Origin of the sequence: Caballeronia calidae (assembly GCF_900044055.2) — a bacterium.
Taxonomy (GTDB): Bacteria; Pseudomonadota; Gammaproteobacteria; order Burkholderiales; family Burkholderiaceae; genus Caballeronia; species Caballeronia calidae.
In genome coordinates this window covers 1-19,954 of record NZ_FCOX02000037.1, presented here as the reverse complement: position 1 = coordinate 19,954, position 19,954 = coordinate 1, and the positions used below count along the sequence as shown (strand labels likewise).

Annotated in this window: 15 protein-coding genes; 8 read left to right on the top strand and 7 right to left on the bottom strand. The window is 64.5% G+C overall.

From position 1 onward, the window contains the following. Positions 1 to 10 precede the first annotated feature (10 nt). From AWB78_RS27600 to AWB78_RS49385, 5 genes are all read right to left on the bottom strand, one after another. On the bottom strand, positions 11 to 1,669 hold the full coding sequence (locus AWB78_RS27600; RefSeq protein ID WP_062609314.1) for a GMC family oxidoreductase: 1,659 nt from the start codon (positions 1,667 to 1,669) through the stop codon (positions 11 to 13). Between the two features lie 18 nt (positions 1,670 to 1,687). Then, positions 1,688 to 2,905 (bottom strand): mandelate racemase/muconate lactonizing enzyme family protein, encoded by a 1,218-nt coding sequence (locus AWB78_RS27595; RefSeq protein WP_062609225.1) that lies wholly within the window; start codon positions 2,903 to 2,905, stop codon positions 1,688 to 1,690. Then, positions 2,902 to 4,203, bottom strand: coding sequence for an MFS transporter (locus AWB78_RS27590; protein ID WP_062609223.1), 1,302 nt, complete (start codon positions 4,201 to 4,203; stop codon positions 2,902 to 2,904). The genes AWB78_RS27595 and AWB78_RS27590 overlap by 4 nt, the downstream gene beginning before the upstream one ends. 115 nt (positions 4,204 to 4,318) lie before the next feature. Then, on the bottom strand, positions 4,319 to 5,743 hold the full coding sequence (gene aldA / locus AWB78_RS27585) for an aldehyde dehydrogenase (protein ID WP_062609221.1): 1,425 nt from the start codon (positions 5,741 to 5,743) through the stop codon (positions 4,319 to 4,321). Continuing rightward, the gene (locus tag AWB78_RS49385) at positions 5,740 to 5,874 is read right to left on the bottom strand and encodes a hypothetical protein (protein ID WP_269768952.1); all 135 of its coding nucleotides are present in this window, start codon (positions 5,872 to 5,874) and stop codon (positions 5,740 to 5,742) included. Before AWB78_RS49385 ends, aldA begins: the two co-directional genes overlap by 4 nt. 136 nt (positions 5,875 to 6,010) lie before the next feature. Here AWB78_RS49385 and AWB78_RS27580 point away from each other — a divergent pair, with 136 nt between their 5' ends. From AWB78_RS27580 to AWB78_RS27560, 5 genes are all read left to right on the top strand, one after another. After that, a complete protein-coding gene (locus AWB78_RS27580) occupies positions 6,011 to 7,156 on the top strand; it encodes a porin (protein WP_062609219.1) in 1,146 nt (381 codons plus the stop codon). A gap of 195 nt (positions 7,157 to 7,351) precedes the next feature. Further along, positions 7,352 to 8,014, top strand: a complete 663-nt coding sequence (locus AWB78_RS27575; protein ID WP_062609218.1) for a response regulator transcription factor — start codon at positions 7,352 to 7,354, stop codon at positions 8,012 to 8,014. After that, positions 8,011 to 9,294, top strand: coding sequence for an ATP-binding protein (locus AWB78_RS27570; RefSeq protein WP_062609216.1), 1,284 nt, complete (start codon positions 8,011 to 8,013; stop codon positions 9,292 to 9,294). The genes AWB78_RS27575 and AWB78_RS27570 overlap by 4 nt, the downstream gene beginning before the upstream one ends. A gap of 149 nt (positions 9,295 to 9,443) precedes the next feature. Then, positions 9,444 to 9,812, top strand: coding sequence for a hypothetical protein (locus AWB78_RS27565; protein WP_062609312.1), 369 nt, complete (start codon positions 9,444 to 9,446; stop codon positions 9,810 to 9,812). A gap of 281 nt (positions 9,813 to 10,093) precedes the next feature. Next, complete coding sequence (locus AWB78_RS27560; RefSeq protein WP_062609214.1) at positions 10,094 to 12,454, top strand: beta strand repeat-containing protein; 2,361 nt, start codon at positions 10,094 to 10,096, stop codon at positions 12,452 to 12,454. 39 nt (positions 12,455 to 12,493) lie between these two features. Here the strand turns inward: AWB78_RS27560 and AWB78_RS27555 are convergent, their stop codons facing one another. Continuing rightward, positions 12,494 to 14,248, bottom strand: coding sequence for a ShlB/FhaC/HecB family hemolysin secretion/activation protein (locus tag AWB78_RS27555; protein ID WP_062609310.1), 1,755 nt, complete (start codon positions 14,246 to 14,248; stop codon positions 12,494 to 12,496). A 311-nt stretch (positions 14,249 to 14,559) separates the two neighbouring features. Between AWB78_RS27555 and AWB78_RS27550 the strand changes: the two genes are divergently transcribed. Beyond that, entirely contained in the window at positions 14,560 to 16,950 is a 2,391-nt protein-coding gene (locus tag AWB78_RS27550; protein ID WP_082883440.1) for an ATP-binding protein, read from the top strand. Positions 16,951 to 17,032: 82 nt separating this feature from the next. On the opposite strand, the gene AWB78_RS27545 is transcribed toward AWB78_RS27550, so the two are convergent. Beyond that, entirely contained in the window at positions 17,033 to 18,190 is a 1,158-nt protein-coding gene (locus AWB78_RS27545) for a porin (protein WP_062609211.1), read from the bottom strand. Between the two features lie 845 nt (positions 18,191 to 19,035). Here AWB78_RS27545 and AWB78_RS27540 point away from each other — a divergent pair. Both AWB78_RS27540 and AWB78_RS27535 read left to right on the top strand, forming a co-directional pair. Further along, positions 19,036 to 19,356, top strand: a complete 321-nt coding sequence (locus tag AWB78_RS27540; RefSeq protein ID WP_074173547.1) for a hypothetical protein — start codon at positions 19,036 to 19,038, stop codon at positions 19,354 to 19,356. A gap of 59 nt (positions 19,357 to 19,415) precedes the next feature. Then, a partial coding sequence (locus tag AWB78_RS27535) for a transposase (RefSeq protein WP_198399358.1) occupies positions 19,416 to 19,954 on the top strand: 539 nt, incomplete at its 3' end.

Here is a 19,954-nt window from a genome sequence, read left to right as displayed (position 1 = left end):
TCCGTGCGGATCAGACGATCGCTGCGGGCTCTGCCGGCACGGCAACCGGCGTGACGATCACGCGGGCGTCGTCGAGGATCATGTCGGCGCCTTTCTCGGCGACCATCATCGTCGGGGCATTGAGGTTGCCCGACGTGATGTTCGGGAAAACCGACGCATCCACGATGCGCAGGCCCTCGATGCCATGCACGCGCAGCCGCTCGTCGACGACCGCGGTGGCAGCATCCGGTCCCATCGCGCACGAACCGCACAGATGGTAGATCGAGCCCGACTGCTCGCGGAAGTACTCCAGCATGTCGGCGTCGCTCTTCACGTCCGGCCCCGGCGAGATTTCCTCCGCCGTGATCGCGCGCAACGCGGCCGAATTCATGATCTTGCGCACGAGCTTGCTGCCCTGCACGGCTTCGCGGATGTCCTTCGGCGTCGTCAGCGCGTTGATGCGGATCTTCGCGGCATCCTCGACCCGATTCGACGCGATCTCGATCGAGCCGCGGCTCGTCGGCCGGCACGGGTTGAAGCACAGCAGGAAGCCCGAATACGGCTCGGGCTCGAGCTGCGCCTTGCTGCTCTTCGGAATGCGATACGAGAGCGGATTGAAATACAGCTGGAGATTCGGCTGCGTCTCGTCGTCATCGCCCTTGAAGAAGCCGCCCGACTGGTTGACGCTCATCGAAAGCGGGCCCTTGCGCCACATCAGATACCGCAGCGCGGCCTTGACCTTGCCGAAGAGCGAGCCGAGCTCGTCGTTCAGCGTCCTGACCGTCGCGCGATAGTAGAAGCTCACGCACAGGTGATCCTGCAGGTTCTTGCCGACCGCCGGCAGCTCGTGCACGACCGGAATGCCGTGCTTCGCGAGCAGCGCCGCGTCGCCGAGACCGGAGAGCTGCATCAGCTTGGGCGAATCCACCGCGCCCGCCGACAGGATCACCTCACGCTTCGCGCGGAACTCGAATGACTCGCCGTTGCGCGATGCCGCCACGCCCGTCGCGCGCTTGCCTTCGAACAGCACGCGGCTCACGCTGACATTGCGCTCCACGCGCAGGTTCTTGCGTCCGAGCATCGGATGCAGATACTCGAAGCTGCTCGACGAACGCTCGCCGTGGCGCGCGTTGATGTCGTAGATGGTCGCGCCTTCGTAATCCGCGCCGTTGATGTCGCCGGTCACCGGGTAACCCGCCTGACGCGCGCCTTCGAGGAACGTGCCGCAGATCGCGTGCGCGCCGTCCTTCATCGACGAAACGCCGATCTTGCCGTGCGCGCCGTGATATTCCGTGTCGCCCGCCCAATGCGATTCGAGGCGGCGGAAGTACGGCAGCACATCGCGATAGCCCCAGCCCGCGTTGCCCGCGCGCGCCCAGTCGTCGAAGTCATGCGGCTGGCCGCGCACGTAGATCATCGCGTTGATCGAGCCCGAGCCGCCCTGCACCTTGCCGCGCGGGCAATAGAGCGAGCGGTCCTTCAGCTGCGCTTCCGGCTCGCTGTAGTACATCCAGTTGAATTCCGGGTTGTAGTAGGTCTTCGTGAACCCGACCGGAACCCTGAACCAGAACGAATCGTCCGCGCCGCCCGCTTCGAGCAGCAGCACCGAATGCTCGCCCGACTCGGTGAGACGATTGGCGAGAATGCAGCCCGCCGATCCCGCGCCGACGATGATGTAATCGAAATCCATGCTCTTCATGCTTTGCCTTCAGCCCTTCGCGGGCGCGAGATCCTTCACGTCGGCGGGCTTCGCGGCCATCTGCAGATGCAGGCGCTCGCCCGTGTACGGCGTATGCGCGCGCACGACGTCCATGTTCAGCTCGACGCCGAGACCCGGCTCCGTCGACGGAATGATGTAGCCGTCTTCCCAGCGGATCTTCGTCTCGAGCACATCCGCGTGGAAACCGTCCCACGTGCCGATGCTTTCCTGAATCAGGAAATTCGGCGAGCACGCGGCGATCTGAATGCTCGCCGCCGCGCCCACGGGACCGTTGTAGAGATGCGGCGCGATCTGCGCGTAATACACCTCGGCGAGGCTCGCGATCTTCTTCGCTTCGAGCAGGCCGCCCACGCGCCCGACGTTGAACTGCAGAATCGACGCGGCGCGCGCTTCGAGCAGCTTGAAGAATTCGTACTTCGTCGTGAGACGCTCGCCCGCCGCGATCGGAATGCTGGTCTTCTCCGCGACCTGCGCCATCGCGCCTTCCTGCCCCGGCGGCACCGGCTCCTCGAACCACAGCGGATCGAACTTTTCGAGGCGCTGCGCGAGACGGATCGCCGAGGACGGCACCATCTGGCCGTGCGTGCCGAACAGCAGATCGGCCTTGCTGCCAACCGCCTCGCGCACCTTGCGGCAGAAGGTCTCGCAGCGGTCCATCACTTCGAGCGAAATCTGATGTCCGGAGTACGCGGTGTACGGGCCTGCCGGATCGAACTTCACCGCCGTGAAGCCCAGCGCGACGTTGTGCGCGGCGCATTCGGCGGCGAGATCGGGATCGTCGTAGTCGTATTCGCCGCGGCTGTTCTTCGGATAGAGATACGTGTACGAACGCAGGCGCTCGTGCACGCGGCCGCCGAGGAGTTCGTAGACGGGCTTGCCCGCCGCCTTGCCGATGATGTCCCAGCATGCCATTTCGAGGCCGCTGACGACGCCCATCATCGTGAGATCGGGGCGCTGCGTGAAGCCGCTCGAATACGCCTCGCGATAGAAGCGCTCGACATGATGCGGATCGTGACCGAGCAGATAGCGCTCGAACACGTCTTCGATGATCGGTGTCATCGCTTTCGGATGGAACGTCGCGGAGTAGATCTCGCCGACGCCCTCGATGCCGCATGCCGTGCGCAGCTTCACGAAAATCCAGTACATGCCGCCGATATGCGGTGGCGGCACCGCGACGACATACGTTTCCAGCGCGGCGATCTTCATTGTTGCGCTCCCAGTTTGTTCAGTCGATGTTTGAAGACGAGCCCGGCCACGCCGCCCAGCGCCGACATGCACGCGATGTAGCCGAAGTAGAGCTGATAGCCGTGCGCGCCCGGATAGTTCTGCGTGAGATAGCCGTTGACGAGCGGCAGCACGGCATCGGGCGAATAGCCGATCACCGAGACGAGGCCGATGGCGAGGCCCATCGTTTCCGCGGGCACCTTGCATTGATCGAGCAGCGACCAGTAGAGGCCGCGAATCGCGTAGGTCATCACGCCGATGAAGAGCACGACCACCGCGATGAGCGCGTGGCTGCCGATCGACGGCGCGGCCATCAGCACGAGCAGCGACGCGGCGGCCGCGAACAGCGCGAACACGAGCACGGACGTCTTCGAGAAGCGATCGCCGAGAAAGCCGCCGCCGATGCCGCCGATCGGGCGCATCCACAGCTTGGCCGTGGTGATGAAGCCCGCCGCGACCACCGACAAGCCGATCTCCTTCTCATGCAGATAGGCGGAGAAGCTGTACGTCGCCCAGAACACCTGATAGCCGCAGAACACGATCGCCGATAGCAGCAGCAGTTGCGGGTTCTTCAGCAGCACGGCGAGGTCGCGCAACGCGTTGCGCTTCTCGCGCGCGGCTTGCGCGGGCTGCGCGCCTTCCGGATCGCGCACGAGGCCGAGCACCACGCCGAGCCCGATGCACAGGAACGCGTACAGATAGACGACGAGGCGAAACCCGGCCGCCGTCGATTCGCCGCGCGTCTGCGTGAACCATGCGAACAGCGTGATCGCGATGGTCGCGAGCAGCGCTTCGATCAGCCCGCGCCCGCCGTCGAGGAAGCCGAAGAAGCGGCCTTGCTCGTCGGTGCCCGCGATCAGCGACACGCGCTTGATGATGGCGGCCCAGAACGTGAGGCCCGTCGTCAGGCCCCAGCCGCCGAAGATCACGATCAGCGAGGCGAACGACGGCGCCGTCGAGTACCACAGCCCGAGCGCGCCCGTCGCGATCAGCGAAAAGCTGATGAGCACGCGCGGCGCGACGCGGTCCGCGAGCCAGCCGCTCGGCAGATAGCAGACGAGAAAGATCGTGCCGAGCGCGGAGTACAGATAGCCGAGTTGCGATTCGGTGATGTGAAAGACTTCGAGCATCGTCGGCTGATACACCTGCCGCAGATACAGAATCGGGTAGATGGCGCCCGCGGCGATCACGAGCAGCGCAAGCTGCAGGTAGCGGTTCGCGCGCGTGGCTTCGCGCGGCGCGGTCAGGCTCTGGCCTGATTGAGCGGGATTCGATGACACGGAGGTGCTCCTTGAAAGGCAGCGGCGCGCGGCGTGCGGAAGCCGCGCGGCTGAGCCTTCAATATGTTTTTGTTGACGATGAAAAAGCGAATGCGGCCGGCGATGGCCGCGAGAATCAGTACTTCATGACGACGAGACGCGTCTGCGTGAACTCGAGCATGCCGTGCTTGCCGTCGTCGCCGCCGATGCCGGAGCGCTTCCAGCCGGCGTGGAAGCCCTGGTACGGATCGGCCGGCGTGCGGTTGATATAGAGCTCGCCGGCTTCGATCGCGTTGGCCACCTTCATCGCGGTGCGATAGTTCTCGGTATAGAGCACCGACGAAAGGCCGAACTGATGATCGTTCGCCATCGCGAGCGCTTCGTCGATCGTGCGGTACTTCAGCACCGCGAGCACGGGGCCGAAGGTCTCTTCCTGCACGATCTCCATGTCCTGGCGGCAGTTCGACAGCAGCGTCGGCGGATAGAAGAAGCCCTTGCGGCCCGGCACTTCGCCGCCGGTTTCCAGCTTCGCGCCCGCTTCGACCGCGCGGCGGACCATCGCGTGAACGCCGTCGCGCGACGCCTTGTTCACGAGCGGGCCCATGCAGTTCGCGTCCTCGTAACGATCGCCGATCTGCTTCGCGTTCATCTGTTCGCGCAACAGGCCGACGAACGCATCGTGGATGCTTTCGTGCACATACACGCGCTCGATGGCCGTGCAAAGCTGGCCGCTGTGCGTGAGCTTCGACGCGACGAGCTCGCGCGCGGCCTTCGGCAGATCGGCGTCCGGCTCGACGATCGCGGGCGTCTTGCCGCCAAGCTCCAGCGAGGGCTTCGCGATGTTCGCCTTGCAGTATTCGAGCACCTTGCGGCCCGCGTTGACGCTGCCCGTCAGCGTGATCATGCCGACCTTCGGATGCGTGCAGACGGCTTCGGCCGTCGCGTGATCCATCGCGAGAATATTGACGACGCCCGCCGGCAGCGCCGCGCGCTCGACGGCCCGCGCGAGCTCGAACGCCGACAGCGGCGTGTTGTTGCTCGGACGCACGACGACCGTATTGCCCGCGATCAGCGCGGGCGCGACCTTGCGCATCAGCGTGTAGATCGGGAAGTTGAACGGAATCAGGCACGCGACCACGCCGATCGGCTCGCGATGCAGCACGAGGTTCTCGTTCGGCGTATCGCTCGGAATGACTTCGCCTTCGATGCGGCGCGCCCATTCCGCGTGATAGCGCGTGATCTGCGCGGCGTAGACGGCTTCGTTGGTCGCGTCGATCAGGCTCTTGCCGGACTCCATCGCGAGCGCGGCGCCGATATCGGCGGAGGCGTCGACGATCGCATCCGCGAGGCGCTGCATGTGCGCGGCGCGCTCGGCGGCGGGCATCAGGCGCCACAGGCGTTGCGCCTCGGCGGCCTGCTCGACGGCCATCAGCGCCTCTTCGCGCGATGCGTTCCGAACGTGGCCCAGCAGCGCTTCGGTCGCGGGGTTCAGGACGGCAGTGACGTCATCGCTCACGGGCTCGATGAAACGTCCGTTCACGAAATTCCGTTCTAGCTTCATGTCTGGCGGTTTCCTTGATTGCTGTGCGCGGGCGCATCGCGGGCCACGCCTGCGGCATTCCAACGCATTTGCGGCTCATTTTTCCGTGCGTCGCGCTGCAACGACAAGCGAAGAATTTTCTGGAAGAACATTCGAAAAACTCACGATTGCTGTTCGACTAAATCCTTTTGCAGCCTCTCTTGCGTCGCGCACAATCCGTCGCTCGTGATGCCGCCTCCTTCGATGGTTGGGACTTCTTCACGAAAAAGTAAAAGACTTGAGACTTTCATGAGAATCAAAGCAATTTCGCTGGCCGCACTCGCGTGCATCGCCTCGTCCTCCTATGCGCAAAGCAGCGTCACCTTGTATGGCATCCTCGACGAAGGGTTCGACTACACGAGCAACGTCGGCGGGCAGCATGTCTATGAACTCACGAGCGGCTACGCGTCGGGCAGCCGCTGGGGCGTGCGCGGCGTCGAGGATCTGGGCGGCGGAACGAAGGCCGTATTCCAGCTGGAAAGCGGCGTGAACATCAGCAACGGCGCGGCCGGGCAAGGCGGCCGCATGTTCGGCCGGCAGGCTTATGTCGGCGTGAGCAATCAGCGCTTCGGTTCGGTCAAGTTTGGCCGCCAGTACGATTCCGTCGTCGACTATCTCGCGCCGACGACGGCCAACGGCAACTGGGGCGGCTATCTCCTGGCGCATCCGTTCGACAACGACAACACCGACAACTCGTTCCGCGTGAACAACACGGTGAAGTACACGAGCCCGTCGATCGGCGGCCTGCAGTTCGGCGGCACGTACAGCTTCAGCAACGACACGAACTTCGCGAACAACCGCCAATACAGCGTCGGCGCATCGTATGCGAACGGCGGCCTGCTGTTCGGCGCGGCTTACCTGCGCGCGGACGGCACGGGGCTGACCACCAACGGCGCGATCGCGACGAACGATGCGAGCTTCATCGCATCGCGCATGCAGATCTTCGGCGCGGGCATCAACTACACGTTCGGCAGCGCGACGGCGGGCTTTGCGTACACGAACTCGAGCTATCGCGATCCGGTGACGAACGGGTATATCGGCCTGCCGCTCGCATCGGACGGCAATGCCTTGAAGAACCTCAGGTATCAGAACTTCGAAGTGAACGGGAAGTATCAGTTCACGCCGGCATTCTTCGTCGGCGCGCAATACGTGTACTCGATCGAGACCTACGATTCGACCGCGGGCACCGTGAAACCGCGCATCCACTCGGCCGGTCTGATGGCCGATTACGCCCTGTCCAAGCGCACCGATGTGTACGTGCAGGGCGCGTATCAGAAGATCGCGGGCAAATCGACCGATTCGGTGATGGATCAGGCGTACATTCCGGGCGCGCAGGGTTTGTCGTCGAACTCGGAGCAATTCGTCGCGCGCGTGGCGTTGCGGCACGCATTCTGACGCGGCGTAGTCCGAATCGAAATGCGCCGTCCGCACCGCACGTGCGGGCGGGCGGCGCCGCTCACCTAAGCATCTCCTAAGCTTTCCTCCACTAACCTTGCGACTTTCGTGAACGCGAATGCACCGCAAGATGACTCACTCGCCGCCCCGCACCGCTTCGCGTGGTCCGAACCCATGACCGCACGGAGACACGCCATGAGGGTATTGCTCGTCGAAGACGATCATATGATCGGCGAAGCCGTTCAGGACGAACTGCGCGAAAGCAGCTACGCCGTCGACTGGGTGCGCGACGGCAAGCTCGCGCTCACGAGTTTCGCGACACACGTCTACGACGCCATCCTGCTCGACCTCGGCCTGCCCGGCGCCGATGGCCTCGACGTGCTGCGCACCGTGCGCCGCGGGGCGAATCACGTGCCGATCATCATCATCACTGCGCGCGATTCCGTCGAAGACCGCATCCGCGGCCTCGATGAAGGCGCCGACGATTACCTCATCAAGCCCTTCGATATCGCCGAGCTGCGAGCGCGCATGCGCGCCGTGATCCGCCGCCGTGGCGGACAGGCCGCGCCGATCATGACGAACGGCGTGCTCACGCTCGATCCGGCAACCCGCGAAGCCACGTCCGGCGATACCGCCACGCGCCTTTCCAGCCGCGAATTCGCGCTCCTGCAGGCGCTGATGCTCCGCCCCGGCGCGATCCTCTCGCGCGCGGAGCTGGAAGACCGCATCTACGGCTGGAACGAGGAAGTGGAGAGCAACGCCGTCGAATTCCTGATTCACTCGCTGCGCAAGAAGCTCGGCGCCACCGCGATCAAGAACGTGCGCGGCGTCGGCTGGATGGTCTCGAAGCAGTCATGACGCGCTCGCTCCAGTTCAGGCTGTCGGCCTGGCTGTCGGCGCTCATCGTCGCGATCGCGGCGGTGGGCGGCGTCATCGCGTACAAGACGGCGCTTCATGAGGCCAACGAGTTGCAGGACGGCCAGCTCAAGCAGATCGCCGCGCTCGTCACGCCGCGCACCCTCCCGGTAATGGAACGCGAAGCGCTCGCCCGGGTCGCGGGCGCGGAGCCGGAAGCGAAGCTCGTCATCCAGACGATCGGCGAGCGCGCGCCGCTCGCGGTCGCGCCGGATTTGCCCGACGGCTTGCAGAACGCGATCGTCGACGGCACGCCGTGGCGTCTCGCCATCGAGACGCTCGATGACGGCACGCGCGTCGTGATCGCTCAGAAGACGAAGGGCCGCGATGAAATCGCCCGCAACAGCGCGCTCGCCACCGTGATGCCCTTCGCCGCGCTCGCGCTCGTGCTGCTGGCGGCGCTGCATCTGATCGTGGGGCGCATGTTCCGGCCGCTCGCCGCGCTCTCCGCCGGCCTCGACACGCGGCCCGAGCACGATCTCTCCGCGCTGTCCGGCGACGCGCTGCCGAGCGAGATCGCGCCGTTCGTCGTCGCGATCAACCGGCTGCTCGCGCGCGTGGAGGCATCGGTGGCGGTGCAGCGCCGCTTCGTCGCCGATGCCGCGCACGAACTGCGTTCGCCGCTGACCGCGCTGTCGCTGCAGGCCGAGCGCCTCAACGCTTCCGAATTGCCCGATTCGGCACGCGAGCGGCTCGACGCGCTCAGACGCGGTCTCGCGCGCACGCGCTCGCTGCTGCATCAACTGTTGACGCTCGCACGCCTGCAGCAACGCACCGACGCGGACGCCACGCGCCTGCGCGTGCAGGAAGTCTTTCGCAACGTGCTGGAAGACCTGATGCCGCTCGCGGAGGCGAAGCAGATCGACATCGGCGTGTCGAGCGTCGAGGATGTTTTCATTCACGCGCCGCAGGCCGATCTCACGATCATGGTGAAGAATCTGGTCGAGAACGCGATCCGCTATACGCCGGAAGGCGGCCGCGTGGATCTCGCGACGGGCATCGCGAACGCGCGGCCCTGGATTCGCGTGGAGGACAGCGGCCCCGGCATCGCGCCCGGGGAACGCGCGCGCGTGTTCGATCCGTTCTATCGCGTGCTCGGCAGCGATGTGGACGGCTCGGGCCTCGGGCTCTCGATCGTCGGCACGATCGCGGCGCGCATGGGCGCGACGATCGAACTCGCGGATGCCACGCCGCGCGGGCTCGTCGTGACCGTCACGATCTGATGTCGCGGCGCGCGTCGAGCGCCGCCTAAGTTAGCTGCTTACGTGAGCATGCGGGCCGCGTCGGGACATACGCAAGCCGCATGTCGGGCATGTGCGCGGCGTGCTATCGTCGATGCGTCATTCCGAAGGGTCATCTGGATGCCGCCATCATGAACCAAGTGCGCTATCCCCTCGGACCCGACGACCGGGTGCATCTGCTGTGCTGGCTCACATGCGGATTTCTCGGCGCGTACTACATCGAAGGCGCCTGGCCCGATATCTCGTTTCAGGTGCGCGCGGCGCATCGCTGGCTGGAGCGGCATCATCGCGCGGCCGACTGGATCGAGACCGCGAAGCTTTCGGTTGCGGCGCAGGCGCTCGCCGCGCGCTTCTCGACGATGCTCGACGCCGATGCCTCCCGCGGCGACATCGAGCGCATTCTCGAAGGCGAGGATCTCGACTACGACAGCGCGCTCGTGCAGCGCGTCTATCACGAGTGCCGGGTCCAGTTGACGAGCGGCCGCAAGCCATCGCCCTGACGCGCCTTCCCTCTTCCCTCAGTCAAATTCGACATTCAATTTTCGTGCCGCCCCGCGAGCGCGTCCCGGCGCGTCTCGCGTCCGCGTATCGTCATTTTTTTGACCCGCAAGAATGTGCGGAACCCCACATTGGCGCTCAACGCGCGGCGCTACCATCGGCGCGCCTGCCTGCACATCGATGTCCACGCCTCCCCGGCCATGTTCCGGATCACCGGGCGGCAAGCGGCTACACCGTCAGCGGCCAAAACGATGACAACAATCGACACTGATCGGAGGGTGATATGCAGCGCAGCAATCGTCCGCTTCTTCCCCATTCCCGAATTCAACGCGCACGCCTGCGGCCGCTCGCGGTGCTCGTGCCGCTCGTCGCGGGACTCGCGTGCGCGAATCTCGCCGATGCCGCGCCACCCCTGCCGAGCGGCGGCCAATTCGTCAAAGGCGGCGGCGCGATCAACGGCGGCGACCAGTCGGTGACGATCAATCAGACGTCGTCGCGCGGTGTGATCGACTGGAACAGCTTTTCCATCGGCGGCGGGCGGCAGGTGACCTTCAACAACGGCAACGGCGCGACGCTCAATCGCGTGACGGGCGGCGATCCTTCAGTGATCCTCGGCCAGCTCAACGCGACGGGCAGCGTTTACCTCGTCAATCCACAGGGCGTGCTGGTCGGGCCGGGCGGGGTCGTCGCGACGGGCGGGCGCTTCGTCGCGTCGGCGCTGGACATCGGCAGCGACGCGTTCATGAACGGCGGCCCGCTCACGCTCTCGGGCGGCGGGAACGGCGCCGTCATCAATCTCGGCAAGATCGGATCGTCCGGCGGCGATGTGTTCCTCGTATCGCGCACGCTCACGGCGAATTTCGGCAGCATCAGCGCGACGAAGGGCACGGCCGAGCTCGCGACGGGCAGCCAGGTGCTCTTGCAGGACGCGTCCGGCGCACAGCAGGTCTTCGTGCAGGCGGGCAGCGGCGGCACGGCGCTGAACGCCGGCGCGATCCAGGCGGCGCAAGCCAGCCTGCAGGCCGCCGATGGCAACGTCTACGCGCTCGCGGGCAACAGCAGCGCGATCCGCGCGACCGGCACCACGACACGCGACGGCCACGTATGGCTCGTCGCCGACAAGGGCACGGTCCACGTGAACGGCAACATCGCCGCGAGGAACGCGGACGGCAGCGGCGGCACGGTCGAAACGCGCGCCAATACGCTCGAGCTCGCGGGCGCCAACGTGCAGGCGCGCACGTGGAAGCTCGGCGCACCGACGTTCACGGTCGATCAGGCGAACGCGGACGCGCTCGCGCGCAGTCTGGGCAACGGCACCTCCGTCGATGCCGAAGCCAGCGGCGGCGATCTCGCCGTAGCCGGCAACGTCCGGTGGAACGGCAATGCATCGCTCACGCTCGGCGCGGCGCACAGCGTGACGATCGGCACCGGCGCGGCCATCGGCAACACGGGCAACGGCAATCTCACGCTGCGCGCCGACGCGAACGGCATCGGCAACGGCGGCAGCGTGACGAACGGCGGCACGATCGACTGGTCGAAGAGCGGCGGCATCGTCAGCGCGCTCTATGACATGAACGGCAGCTACGCGCCCGGCACCGTGCTCACGAACAGCGGCTGGAGCGCCGCGCCGTTCAGCGGGCTCCGCACGCAGGTGACCGCGTACAAGCTCGTGAACAATCTCGCGGATCTGCAAAAGGTGTCGCAGAATCTCGCGGGCAACTATGCGCTCGGCAAGAATATCGACGCGAGCGGCACGCTCTATCCCAACTCCTTCACGCCGATCGGCCTGACGACGACCGCGCCCTTCACCGGCCAGTTCGACGGCTTCGGCCACACCATCGACAAGCTTCGGACGCAGTCGGATTACACGAGCAAGTACGCCGGCATGTTCGGCGTGATCGGCGCGAGCGGCGTCGTGCGTAATCTGAATCTCACGAACAGCACCACGGGCGGCTCCACGTCGGGGCCGCTCGGCCTGCTCGCGGGGCAGAACGACGGCCTCGTCACCTACGTCAACACGACGGGGAGTGTCGGGCAAAACGGCTTCGGCGGCTTCGGCGCGGGCGGGGTCGTCGGCTTGAACAACGGGGTCGTCGAGCGTTCGTCGAGCACGGCGGATGTCGGCTTTCAGATCCCGGCGGGCGGGCTCGTCGGCGTGAACAACGGCACGATCGCGCAATCGTATGCGACCGGCGCCACGCGCGGCGGCAGTCATGGCTCGACCGGCGGTCTGGTCGCGTACAACAACGGACTGATCACGCAGTCTTATGCGACCGGCGGCGTTGGCGGATTCGGCGGCGGCGGACTGGTGTACACCAACGGCGCCAAGGGCGTCATCAATGAATCGTTCGCGGTGGGACAAGTCGGCGGCGGCGGGCCTCCGGGCGATCCGGAAGGCGGGATCGCGGGCTACAACCAGGGCGCGATCCATAACAACGTCTACTGGAACAAGGTCACGACGATCCGGACGAAGGCCGCCGGATCGAACTCCGGCACCGTGCCCCCCGATTCGAACGGACTCACCACGGCGCAGATGAGCAACGCGTCCAACTTCCTCGACTGGAACATCCCGGCGGGCGGCGTCTGGGCGATGCCCGCCGGCGCGACGCATCCCGTCCTGCAGTGGCAGCAGGCGCAGCCTTGAAGCGCGCGCATCGGACGGCCCGGCGCGCCGTCCGGTGCGCTAACTTCCGATCACGATGAATATCTCGCCCAACGGCGCCTTCGATCCGTTCGGCACCACCGCTTTCAATGGAAACCCATACGTTCCCCGAAAGCTCACGAAGCGCCCGATCTGCATACGAACGCCCGCTCCGACGCTCGCCAGCGACGCATTGTTGACCTCGCCCGCTTCGGGGATGCGATTCCACACGTGGCCCGCATCGAAGAACACGAACGGCTGCATCGCCGCGATGCCCCACGACATCGCCGGGGCGCGCAGCTCCGTCTGCACATTCCACCCGCGATCGCCCTGGGCCGCGTAGGGCTCGTAGCCGCGCACGGTGGCATCTCCGCCGAGGCCGAGCTCTTCGCTCGGCAAAAGCGTGCTGCCGGTCCATTGAACGAGCCCGCGCGCCGACACCGAAAATCCCGACTTGCCGAGCGACAGGTCGCGCTGCGCGGACAGTTGCAGATATTGATAACGCGGCGTCGCGCCGAGCCGCGCGGTATCGTAGGCTTCGTCGTTGCTGCTGCTGTCGAAGTAGCCGGGACTCGCAAAGAGCGATGCATTCAGATGCGTATCGCCGGTGGCATCGCTGTTCGAAAGATCGTAGGCGATCACGAACTGATGGATATGCGTGTTCGCATTGAACACCTGAAAGCCGCCGAATTCGAGGTCGTTGTTCGAGCGCTTGAAGTCGTAGCCCAACTGGACTTGCTGCTGCCAGGCGCCCGCGTTGTCGAGCGGCGGCAGGCGCCAGTCGTATCGAAAGCTGAGCTGCGCACTCAGGCCGGTCTGCCCGTAGCTATCGGGCAAGCGCGGCGTGCTTTCGGCGAACACGCCGAACAGTTCGACGCGATCGAGCCACGGCAGCGGCGCGATCACATTGAACGCATGCGCGATGTAACGCGGACGATCGGGCCGCCCTTCGATATCCGGATTGCCGCTCAGGAGATCGTTACTCGCGGTCATCTGATAGCCGATGCGCGCATCGATGCCGAACAGATTGCCGTAGTCGAATCCCGCGAGAATGCGGTCGCGGCCGAGATCGCGCACGCCGTCGTTGTTGTAGCCGCCGTAGATGCGAAACGGCAGGCGGTCTTCGGTTTGCAGCACGACATCGGTCGTGTTGAGCGCGGTGCCGGGCGCGTAGATCACATCGACACGACGGTAAGGATTCGCGTTGAGGAGCGCGAGTCCCGACGCGACATCGGCTTCGCGGATCGGCTCGCCGCTCGCAAGCGGCATCTCGCGCATGAGCAGCGCATCGGAGAAATAGCGATTGCCTTCCGGTATCACATGTCCCGCGCGAAACTCCGCGATCGCGATCTTCACGACGCCGCTGCTCACGTCCTGCTCGGGCACGTACACGTCGACGAGCGGCTGGCCCGCTGTGCGATAGCGCTGCACGACCGCGCGGCGAATATCGGCGAGACGCGCGAAGGTCAGCGGCTTGTGGAGATCGGCCGCGAAGCCATCGAGAAAGTCGGGCGTGAGCAGGGGCACGTCCGTCGACGTGATCGCGCCGCCTGCGCCCGATTGCGTCGCCGCGGCAGGCGCATGCGCATCGGCATCGGCACGCGCGAACGCGATGCCGCGCAGATCCTGAATCGCGATATCCTGCGAGCCGTCGCCGGGTTGCGGCGGCGACGGCAATGCGCGCGGCCGTTGCGCGGCAGGCGGCGTGATCGGCGCGACATCGCGATACGACTGCGCAGCGGCATCGCGCGCATACACGATGCAGACGATCGCAACCGATAAGGCCGTCGCGGCAATCCGATGCACGTCACCTCCGGTGTTTCTCGCGTGGGGCTTCGAATGGTATCAGCGCGCGGCGCGGAACGTTTCGTGCAGCCCGCGCATCCACGGCGCTGTGCGTGCGAAACATGCGTGATGGCTGCTTCTTTGCGCGTGCGTGCATCGCGTAGAAATGACGCGAGGCGAAACGCGCGGCGAGTAGAAATCACCGCGCACGCACGCGATGCATGTCATCACGCGCCGCTATTCTTTCTTCCGAACGCACAACGCATCTATGATTCAGGGATGCTCGGCTCATCGACAGCCGAAACCGCTTTGTCAGGACGATGATGGACAAACCCTCCGCAGCAGACATCACCGACTCCGATTCGCTCGATGCGTCGGCTCATGCGCAATGCGCGCGCGAGCCGATTCACATTCCCGGCGGTATTCAGCCTCATGGCGTGCTCTTCAGCGTGGACGCGCACTGCCACATCCTTCAGGTGAGCGGCAACGTCGCGCAGTTCGCGCATATCGCGTCCGACGCATGTCTCGGACGCGCATTGTCGACGGTGCTTGGACAGCACGCGGCCGAGCGTGCCAGCGCGGGGCTCAAAGGGCTCACGCGCGATGGCGCGGCGACACACGTAGGCAACGCCGTGCTCGACGGCTGGACGCCGCGCGGTCCGGTCGCGATCGTCGTGCATCGGCATGACGGGCTGCTGTTCGTCGAGGTCGAGCCGGCGCAGGACACCGCCGAGGTGTTCTCGTCGATCTACCCGCTCGTGCGCTCCTTCGTGACGGAAGTGCAATCGATGCGCACGGTCGAACAGCTTTGCCAGTTCGCCGCGACGGAGATTGCGCGCATCACCGGATTCGGACGCACCCTCGTCTATCGGTTCGACGAGGAAGGTCACGGCAACGTGCTCGCGGAAGCCGTCGAGCCGGGCTATCCGTCGTATCTGAATCAGCACTTTCCGGCGTCGGACATTCCGGCTCAGGCGCGCGAGCTGTATCGCAGGAATCGCATCCGGCTCATCGCGAACGCGAACTACGAAGCCGCGCCGCTCGTGCCCGCGCTGCATCCGGCGACTGGCCGCCCCACCGATCTCACTTACGCGTCCTTGCGCAGCGTGTCGCCGGTGCATCTGCAATACATGCGCAACATGGGCACGCTCGCATCGATGTCGATGTCGATTCTCGTCGACGACACGCTGTGGGGCCTCATCTCGTGTCATCACGCGACGCCGCGCCTGCCGCCCTTCGAAGTGCGGACCGCGTGCGAGCATGTGGCGCAGATCGTTTCGCTGCAGATCGAGGCGCGCGAGACGCAGGCCGAAGCGCAATACCGGCTCGAACTGCGCCGCATGCTGTCGAAGCTGCTTTCGTCGATGGCGAACACCGACAGCTTCGTCGAAGCGCTCGTCGGCGATGCACCCGATCTGCTCGGCTTCACGCGTTCGTCGGGCGCGGCGGTCATCTTCGAAGGGCGCACGTCGCTCGTCGGCGTGACGCCGGGCGAGCATGACGTCCATGCGCTCGTCGACTGGCTCGACGATCAGAGCGAGGACGTCGTGATCTCGGACCGCGCATCGCAGGACTGCCCGGCCTTGCGCGATTCGCCGGACGTCGCGGGCTTTCTCGCGGTGTCGATCTCGAAGATCTATCGCAACTATGTGATCTGGTTTCGCCGCGAAGTCGTGCAGACGATCGAATGGGCCGGCGATCCGCGCGCGAAGCTCACGGGCCTCGCACCGTCGCTTTCGCCGCGCGTGAGCTTCGATACGTGGACCGATGTCGTGCGTAACCGCTCGCTGCCGTGGCGCCCCGCCGAACGCGAGATCGCGCTCGAATTCCGCGCGGCGGTGCTCGGCATCGTGTTGCGGCGCGCGGAGGAAATCGCGCAGCTCGCGACCGAACTCGGCCGCGCCAATCACGAGCTCGAAGGTTTCTCGTACACGGTGTCGCACGATCTGCGCGCGCCGCTGCGTCATATCGTGAGCTTCGCGGATCTGCTGCAGCAGATCGACGGCGACAGGCTTTCGGAGCGCGGACGCGGTTATCTCGACCGCATCGTGACATCGGCGCGCTTCGGCGGCCGTCTCGTCGACGATCTGCTTTCGTTCGCCCAGCTCGGCCGCGCGTCGCTGCGCCCGCACAATGTCGATGTCCACACGCTCGCACATGCGGTGATTCAGAACGACATCGACGAACATGCGTCGTCGCGCGTGCGCTGGACGGTGGACGCGCTGCCGTCCATCGAGGCCGATCACGTCTTTCTGCATGTGGCGTTCGCGAACGTCATTTCCAACGCGGTGAAGTTCAGCGCGCAGCGCGAGCAGCCGGCGATCGAGATCGGCGCGCACGAAGGCACGGGCGAGCTGATCGGTCATGTCGTGTATTTCGTGCGCGACAACGGCGTGGGCTTCGACATGCGTTACGTCGACAAGCTCTTCGGCGTGTTTCAGCGCCTGCATGTGAAGGAACAGTTCGACGGCACCGGCATCGGGCTCGCGAACGTGCGGCGCATCATCGAGCGGCATGGCGGCAAGGCGTGGGCCGAAGGCACGCCCGATCGCGGCGCGACCTTCTACATGGCGCTGCCGAAGCAGTTTCGTCCCGAGAGCGGCGTGCGCCGCGACACGGCCGCGACCGCACTGGCGCGGCTCGCCGCGGGCACGGGCGGCGCGGGACACGACATCGGCCAGCTCATCAGGCGCTCGGAGCAGGACAGGAAGTAGCGCGCGCAAATGCAAAACGGCCGCGATCTCGTCGATCGCGGCCGTTTCGTTTCTACGACGCTGCCTGTTGTTTATCGGCGGCTTAGAAGCGGTGACGCAGACCCACCGTCGCGGCGACCTGATTGCCCGTCGACGAAGGCGACAGCGTGTTGATCATCGCGACATTGGCGCCGGCGTTGCCCAGATCGCCGGATGCATGCTGATACACGCCTTCGACGTACACGTCGGTGCGCTTCGAGAGCGAGTAGTCGGCTTGCAGCGAAACCGTGTGCCACTTCGGATCGCCCGTGCCGTTGCCGCCCGTCACCTTGCCGTCCGTGTACGTGTACGCGGCGTCGAGGCTCAGCGCCGGCGTCAGCGCGTAGCGGCCGTTCAGCTCGAAGTTGTTCAGGTGCAGGTTCGTGTTGCCCGGCAACGCGAACGTCGAGCCGCCTTGCGACGCGGCGAGCAGGTTGTCGTAGTGCGTGTTGGTCCACACGAAGCCGACCGTCGCCGGGCCGAAGGTGTAGTCCACGCCCGCGCCGAACGTGCGCTGCAACTCGGCCGTCAGATTGGCGTTGTTGCCCTGGCCAGCGGAGACCGCGCCATTCGCGTTCGTGTTGTTGCGCGAGTTGTTCGTCTGCAGATAGGCCGCGGCGACATTCAACGGGCCGTTGCCGTACGAAGCGCCGACGCTCCATGCGCGATTGTTCGCGAACTGGCCGGCGTCGTTCGAGAAGCCATACAGGCCGCCGAACTTGACGCCCGCGTAATTGGCGCTTTGATATTTGACCGAGTTCTTGATCGAGAACGAATGATCGAGGTTATCGTTGTCGAACGGGTGCGCGGCGAGATTATTGCCATAGCCCGCGCCTGCTTCCGAGAACGGCGACAGATAATCGACCATCGAATCATATTGACGGCCGAGCGTTACCGTACCGAACTGATCGTGCTGCAAGCCGACATACGCCTGGCGGTTGAACATCGTATTGCTTTCGGTGTAACGGCCATTATTGAGGTTGAAGCCGCTCTCCAGCTTGAAGAGCGCGTGCAACCCGCCGCCGAGATCTTCGCTGCCTTTCAGGCCGTAATACGTATCGGAAACCGAGCCGCTGCCTTGCTGCCAGTTGTTATGGCCGCCGGCGTTGTTCGTATAGACGAGACCTGCATCCAGCGTGCCGTACAGGGTGACGCTGCTCTGCGCGTGAGCTGCCGCTGCGAACGTGCCGAGAATGCCCGCGATGAGAAGGGTTTTTTTCATGGTTCTCTAGTGTCCTGTTTAAAGCGAAAGCTTCCTGGGGTTGACAGGCCATATCGATGGCCGCTTGCCCCTGGGAAGCTGGGACACACTTTATGCGACGAGCCTGTGAATTGGACCGCCTATCGCACGCAATAATCTTTTGCGGATCCTGCGAATCGGTGCGGAAGGACCTTCATATGCTTTTAAGCTCAATCGCTTAGCCGGCAAGACGCGCGCGTGGGCGTGAATACGCCGTTGCACGTGGACCACGTTATTACTGCGGATTCCGAAGAGGTCCATTGCGCCGTATGCAGTTAATCACGGCTACGGCCATTGTTAAGCTATCCGGCGTCTACAGATCTCCGAGCAGTTATTCTGAGGACACGGAGTGGTTTCGCGAGAGGAAGCCGCTCCGTTTTATCGCTCATTCGAGTCCGGTAATTGCCGGATAAATGCGCGTCCGAAATTCGCTCTTTTCCTCGCGTCGAAAAAGATCAGTTACCCGAAGCAAATATCTGCGATTTTCCTTTCAATTCGCTCTCGACAACGCGACTTTCTTCATATGAAAACGACTCGCATTTAGACTTCAACATGTCCGTGAGAATATCTCGATATGTTTGAAAAGTTTGCATGAAATTTCCGGGTATCACGATCCGTTATGCGCGTAAGAGCGGGCCTCACCGCCGGCAATCCCAGTCTGCAAGCGGGAGAGATGCAACCAGACGAAAACGTTTGCGGACGCGGTGTTTCCACGAAACGAAGCCGTGTCGTTTCATTTCGAAACAAATTGAAGCGCTTTGAATCGCCTCTCCGGAACAATGATTGCTTAAATGGGAGTCTCTGCAAATCTAGCCGGAACACCCGAAATGAAGAGAAGTGCCAACGCAACCACCGTCCCAGCGTTTCGACAGCGACGGCCAGCCCAACTCGCGGAGCGTGAGCTCCTGCATCTGGAAATGGTCCTGGCGAACTTCGTCGAGCGCAACGCCGCCTCCGAACGCCTCCCCGCCAAGTATTGGGATATGCGCATCGCGCAGCTCGATGCCGAATACGATCTCGTTCCCTCGCAAAGTCAGCGCGTGGCATCGCTTCAACGCAAGCTCGCGTTGCTGGACAATGCGCTCGCCAACGCTTCGTCCGCTGCGGACGCACAGGAAGGACAGCAGAGCCGGCGCGTCGCCGCCTAGGAGTATGCGCGGCAGAAATCTGATGTCATCCGGCCGAGCCGGGTAAGCGTTGTTAGGAGATGCCAATAAGCTATCTTCCCTACGAGCCGCAGCAGCAGATGTTGCTGCCCCACGCGCTGCAAGACTGGCTGCCTGAAGGGCACCTGGCCTATTACATCAGCGACACGGTGGATTCGCTCGACCTGTCAAGCTTCCATGCGCGGTATGCGGGCGGCGGCCCGCGCAATCAACCCTTTCATCCGGCGATGATGGTGAAGGTGCTCGTCTACGGCTATGCGACCGGGGTGTTCTCGTCGCGCAAGCTGGCCAGGAAGCTGCATGAAGATGTCGCGTTCCGGGTCCTCGCCGCGGGCAACTATCCGGCGCATCGCACGCTTTGCGACTTTCGCGCCTTTCACTTGAAGGAACTGTCGGACCTGTTTGTGCAAGTGGTGAAGCTGGCCAAGGAATGCGGACTGGTCAAGCTCGGGACGATTGCCGTTGACGGCACGAAGATCAAGGCCAATGCGTCGCGTCATAAGGCGATGAGTTACGAGCGGATGAAGAAAGCCGAGCTGGAACTCAAAGAACAGATCGATGCGCTGCTGGCCAAGGCGAA

Excerpts from the sequence above, each read along its gene's own strand:
- AWB78_RS49385 (WP_269768952.1), bottom strand. The coding sequence starts at position 5,874 with ATGTTCTTCCAGAAAATTCTTCGCTTGTCGTTGCAGCGCGACGCACGG.
- AWB78_RS27550 (WP_082883440.1), top strand. The coding sequence starts at position 14,560 with ATGGACAAACCCTCCGCAGCAGACATCACCGACTCCGATTCGCTCGAT.
- AWB78_RS27565 (WP_062609312.1), top strand. The coding sequence starts at position 9,444 with ATGAACCAAGTGCGCTATCCCCTCGGACCCGACGACCGGGTGCATCTG.
- AWB78_RS27540 (WP_074173547.1), top strand. The coding sequence starts at position 19,036 with ATGAAGAGAAGTGCCAACGCAACCACCGTCCCAGCGTTTCGACAGCGA.
- AWB78_RS27600 (WP_062609314.1), bottom strand. The coding sequence starts at position 1,669 with ATGGATTTCGATTACATCATCGTCGGCGCGGGATCGGCGGGCTGCATT.
- AWB78_RS27570 (WP_062609216.1), top strand. The coding sequence starts at position 8,011 with ATGACGCGCTCGCTCCAGTTCAGGCTGTCGGCCTGGCTGTCGGCGCTC.
- AWB78_RS27580 (WP_062609219.1), top strand. The coding sequence starts at position 6,011 with ATGAGAATCAAAGCAATTTCGCTGGCCGCACTCGCGTGCATCGCCTCG.
- aldA (WP_062609221.1), bottom strand. The coding sequence starts at position 5,743 with ATGAAGCTAGAACGGAATTTCGTGAACGGACGTTTCATCGAGCCCGTG.
- AWB78_RS27545 (WP_062609211.1), bottom strand. The coding sequence starts at position 18,190 with ATGAAAAAAACCCTTCTCATCGCGGGCATTCTCGGCACGTTCGCAGCG.
- AWB78_RS27575 (WP_062609218.1), top strand. The coding sequence starts at position 7,352 with ATGAGGGTATTGCTCGTCGAAGACGATCATATGATCGGCGAAGCCGTT.
- AWB78_RS27560 (WP_062609214.1), top strand. The coding sequence starts at position 10,094 with ATGCAGCGCAGCAATCGTCCGCTTCTTCCCCATTCCCGAATTCAACGC.
- AWB78_RS27595 (WP_062609225.1), bottom strand. The coding sequence starts at position 2,905 with ATGAAGATCGCCGCGCTGGAAACGTATGTCGTCGCGGTGCCGCCACCG.